Source organism: Neisseria sp. P0009.S007 (genome assembly GCF_051962515.1).
Window position 1 is genome coordinate 1 of record NZ_JBQCVF010000138.1, and the last position, 4296, is coordinate 4296.

Here is a 4296-nt window from a genome sequence, read left to right on the forward strand (position 1 = left end):
ATTTGAGGAACTCGATGATTTTCTGAATATCGATGACAGCAATCGGGTCAACGCCGGCAAAAGGTTCGTCCAACAAAATGAAACGCGGCTGCATGGCCAGCACGCGTGCGATTTCGACACGGCGGCGTTCGCCACCGGACAAGGACGGCGCAGGGTTGTTGCGCAGGCGCTCGATATTCAAATCGGCCAACAGTTTTTCAAGTTCGGCATCGATGCGGCTTTTATCCTTCATGCTGATTTCCAAAATGGCGCGGATATTTTGTTCCACGGTCATTTTGCGGAAAATCGAGGCCTCCTGCGGCAGATAGCCGACGCCAAGGCGGGCGCGTTCGTGAATCGGCAGGTGGCGCAACTCTTGGCCGTCCAACATCACGCTGCCTGCATCGGCGGCAATCAGGCCGACAATCATGTAAAAGCTGGTGGTCTTACCCGCGCCGTTGGGACCGAGCAGGCCGATGACTTCGCCGCTTTCGATTTCAAGGGAGAAGCTTTTGACGACTTGGCGTTTTTTGAAACTTTTTTGCAGGTTTTGAACCACAAGACGGCTGTTGTTTGCGCTCATATTCTGTTGACTTTCGATATTGACCTCAGGCCGTCTGAACCTTTTTCAGACGGCCTTTTTGTGTGTTTTCTTATTTGTTTTTCTGCGTGCTGGACGGCTGGATGACAACGCTGACGCGGCCGGATTTGGCGGCGGATTTCACACCGGATTTGGCGCTGCCGTTGATGGTATAAACCTCGGTTTTGGTGTTGTAAGTGATGACTGCACCTTCGGCCACATCGCCGCCGCGCTGTACTTTGGCATTGCCGGTCAGGGTAACCAGACTGGCTGCGGAAGAATACGTTACAGTATTAGCTTGGCCGTTGACCACGCCTTTGCCGCCGTCCAACTCTTGGCTGAATTTGACGGGTGAGCCGGTGGCTTTCATCAACTGCTCGCTTTTGTCGTTGCGCGAAACGGTCACGCTGCCGGCACGAATATTGAGCGTGCCTTGTTTGATGATGACGTTGCCGGAAAAGGTGGTGCTTTGGTTGTTTTGGTCAAGCGAGCCTTGGTCGGCTTCGATTTGAATCGGCTGCTTGCTGTCGCTTTGCAGGGCAAAGGCCGGGCTGGCCGCAAAAACGGCAACAAGGGCTAAGGTTTTACAAATTTTTTGTATCATAAATTGTGGCTTTCACTTTGGAAGGGAAATTCAGCAAACCGGTTTTGTGATCATAAGTCATGCCGTTTGCCTGACCGCTGGACTGTCCGTATTGGAAAGTAACGGGGCTGTCGGTATGGGCATATTGCGCCTCGGTATCGACATTCAAACGTTCGGTTTTGACGATGCCGGCCAAACGCTTGGCATCTGCCGCTTTGTTCAAGACAACATTCTGTTCAAAAACGACTTTTTTGTTTTGAATATTGTACTCTGCTTTGTCACTGCCGACTTCGTACAGCAGGCTGCCGTCGCGGTAAAACGAAAGATGCGGTTTGTCCAAATGCACGTCTGCGCTATTCGGATATTGGACGGCATCGACCGCGCTCAGGTTTTCTTTCAGACGGCCTTCTTGGTCAAAACGTTTGCCGTTGATGCCTTTCATCGAATATTGCGGCTCATTCGGATTGAGGACGACTTCTTCGACTTGTACTTCGCTGATGCGGCCGAGCCACGCCGCCAGTGCGCCGAGTGAAACGGCCAACACCAGCGGAAAGGCGATTCCGTAACGCCATCTGATTTTCATCGTACATACTCTTTCAAAGCAGGTTCAAGCGTACCTTGCGCCTGCATAATCAAATCGCACACTTCACGCACCGCACCTGCGCCGCCGGAACGTCGGGTTACATAATGGGCGTATTGCAAAGTAAACCAATGCGCTTCAGGGACTGCGACCGCCAATCCGCAACGCACCATCACGGGCAAATCGACAACATCGTCGCCAACAAAGGCGCACTCATGCTCCTCCACACCGGCCTGTTCGCGTAATTGGGCGTAGGCGGCACGTTTGTCGTGAATGCCTTTGAAGTAATAGTTGATACCGAGCTGCTTCACGCGGATACCGACTGAAGGCGCATCACGGCCGGTAATAATCGCCGTTTGCACGCCACCAGCCTGAAGCATTTTCAAACCGTGTCCGTCCAAAGTGTGGAACGATTTGATTTCTTCGCCGTTGTCGCGGATAAAAATGCGGCCGTCGGTCAAAACGCCGTCTACATCCAGTATCAGCAGTTTGATACCTAAAGCGCGTTGTTGCAGGTCGGAAGAGAGGTTTTGCATAAGGTTTCCTTATTTCAGACGGCCTATTCTAGCATAAGGCCGTCTGAAAACGTTTTTGCCGTCGATTCAGACAATTCGTGCCATCAATAAATCGTGCATGTTCAGCGCGCCAATCAGTACACCGTTTTCTTCGACGACCAGCAAACCGTTCACATGACCGCTTTGCATGGCTTTCAAAGCTTCGGTGGCGAGACGATCGGCAGAGATGGTTTTCGGAGAGGCGTGCATGATGTCGTCCACTTTCAAACCGGCAAAGCTGTCGCGTTCTTGAAACAGACGGCGCAAGTCGCCATCGGTAAATACGCCTTTCAGACGGCCTTCGGCATCGGTTACCGCCAACATACCCAAGCCTTTTTCACTCATGCGGACAATGGCTTCTTTTAACGGCGTGCCCAACAAAACGGCAGGCAAGGCTTCGTCTTTGTGCATAATATCCGCCACGCGCAGCAACAGGCGTTTGCCCAGGCTGCCGGCCGGATGGCTTAAAGCAAAATCATCCGGCGTAAACGCACGCGCCTGCAGCAATACCACCGCCAGCGCATCACCCAACGCCATCACGGCGGTCGTACTGGAAGTCGGTGCAAGGCCGAGCGGGCAGGCTTCTTTGGAAACAGCCGCGGTAATATGGATATCGGCATGACGCGCCATGGTGGAAGTCGGATGGGCGGTAATGCAGATCAGCGTGATGTTTTTGCGTTTCAACGCCGGAATAATCGCCGCAATTTCATCGCTTTCGCCGGAATTGGAAATGGCAACCACGACATCGTGGTCCACAATCATGCCCAAATCGCCGTGCGCCGCTTCGGCAGGATGGACGAAAAACGCAGGCGTGCCTGTCGAAGCCATGGTCGCCGCCATTTTGCGGCCGATGTGTCCGGACTTACCCATGCCAGTAATGACAACCCTGCCCTTGCAGTGCAACAATGCTTCCGCCGCACGGACAAAATCATGGTCCAAAGCCGCCGCAATTTCACGCAAACCTTCGGCTTCCGTATCCAATACATCGCGCGCCCAGTCGAGATAAAGTGTGTTTTCCGCCATCAAAGCCACCTTTCGTGCTTGAATTTAGGTTTGTTTTGCCCAAATTAATCGGCTGTAAACTGTTCAAATTCATCGAATCGGCGTAGCATTACCGCCACTTTACAAACAAACCTATTATGTAAAAGGAATCAGAGATGACTATTTTATCGGACGTTAAAGCATTAGGACAACAAATCTGGTTGGACAACCTCTCCCGTTCGCTGGTACAAAGCGGCGAATTGGCAGAAATGCTGAAACAAGGTGTGTGTGGCGTAACTTCCAATCCTGCCATTTTCCAAAAAGCCTTTGCCGGAGATGCCCTGTACGCCGATGAAGTAGCTGCGCTTAAACAGCAAGACCTGACCCCAAAACAACGCTACGAAACCATGGCGGTTGCCGACGTACAAGCCGCCTGCGACGTGTGCCTTGCCGAACACGAATCCACCGGCGGCAAAACCGGCTTCGTCAGCCTCGAAGTTTCGCCTGAATTATCCAAAGACGCGCAAGGCACGGTTGAAGAAGCGCGCCGCCTGCACGCCGCTATCGGCCGTAAAAATGCCATGATTAAAGTACCGGCAACCGACGAAGGCATCGAAGCACTTGAAACCCTTGTTTCAGACGGCATCAGCGTTAACCTAACCCTGCTCTTCTCCCGCGCCCAAACCCTCAAAGCCTATGCCGCTTACGCGCGCGGCATTGCCAAACGTTTGGAGGCAGGACACGACGTTTCCCATATCCAAGTTGTCGCCAGCTTCTTTATTTCCCGTGTCGATGCCGCGTTGGACGCCACCCTGCCCGGCCACCTCAAAGGCAAAGTCGCCATAGCGCTGGCCAAAGCCGCCTATCAAGATTGGGCGCAATACTTCGGCAGCAACGAATTTGCTGCACTTGCCGAAAAAGGTGCCAACCGCGTACAACTTCTGTGGGCATCTACCGGCGTGAAAAACCCTGCCTATCCTGACACTTTGTACGTTGACAGCCTGATTGGCGCCCATACCGTCAACACCGTTCCCGATGC

At 53.0% G+C, this 4296-nt stretch carries 6 protein-coding genes; 1 reads left to right on the plus strand and 5 read right to left on the minus strand.

The annotated features are described in order from the left end of the window. The 5 genes from lptB to ACTHS3_RS10420 form a co-directional block, all read right to left on the minus strand. On the minus strand, positions 1 to 562 hold a 562-nt coding region (gene lptB, locus ACTHS3_RS10400), incomplete at its 3' end, for an LPS export ABC transporter ATP-binding protein (protein ID WP_440367918.1). 70 nt (positions 563 to 632) lie between these two features. Continuing rightward, positions 633 to 1163 (minus strand): lipopolysaccharide transport periplasmic protein LptA, encoded by a 531-nt coding sequence (lptA, locus tag ACTHS3_RS10405; RefSeq protein ID WP_049328829.1) that lies wholly within the window; start codon positions 1161 to 1163, stop codon positions 633 to 635. Beyond that, positions 1144 to 1725 carry an LPS export ABC transporter periplasmic protein LptC gene (lptC, locus tag ACTHS3_RS10410; RefSeq protein ID WP_107737378.1) on the minus strand — a complete coding sequence of 194 codons (582 nt, stop codon included), beginning with the start codon at positions 1723 to 1725 and terminating at the stop codon, positions 1144 to 1146. The genes lptA and lptC overlap by 20 nt, the downstream gene beginning before the upstream one ends. Beyond that, the gene (locus ACTHS3_RS10415) at positions 1722 to 2258 is read right to left on the minus strand and encodes a KdsC family phosphatase (RefSeq protein WP_063069321.1); all 537 of its coding nucleotides are present in this window, start codon (positions 2256 to 2258) and stop codon (positions 1722 to 1724) included. Before ACTHS3_RS10415 ends, lptC begins: the two co-directional genes overlap by 4 nt. Before the next feature lie 66 nt (positions 2259 to 2324). Next, entirely contained in the window at positions 2325 to 3299 is a 975-nt protein-coding gene (locus ACTHS3_RS10420; RefSeq protein ID WP_063076105.1) for a KpsF/GutQ family sugar-phosphate isomerase, read from the minus strand. 134 nt (positions 3300 to 3433) lie between these two features. On the opposite strand from ACTHS3_RS10420, the gene tal reads away from it, so the two are divergent. Beyond that, the coding region (gene tal, locus ACTHS3_RS10425; protein WP_440367919.1) for a transaldolase at positions 3434 to 4296 on the plus strand (863 nt) is incomplete at its 3' end.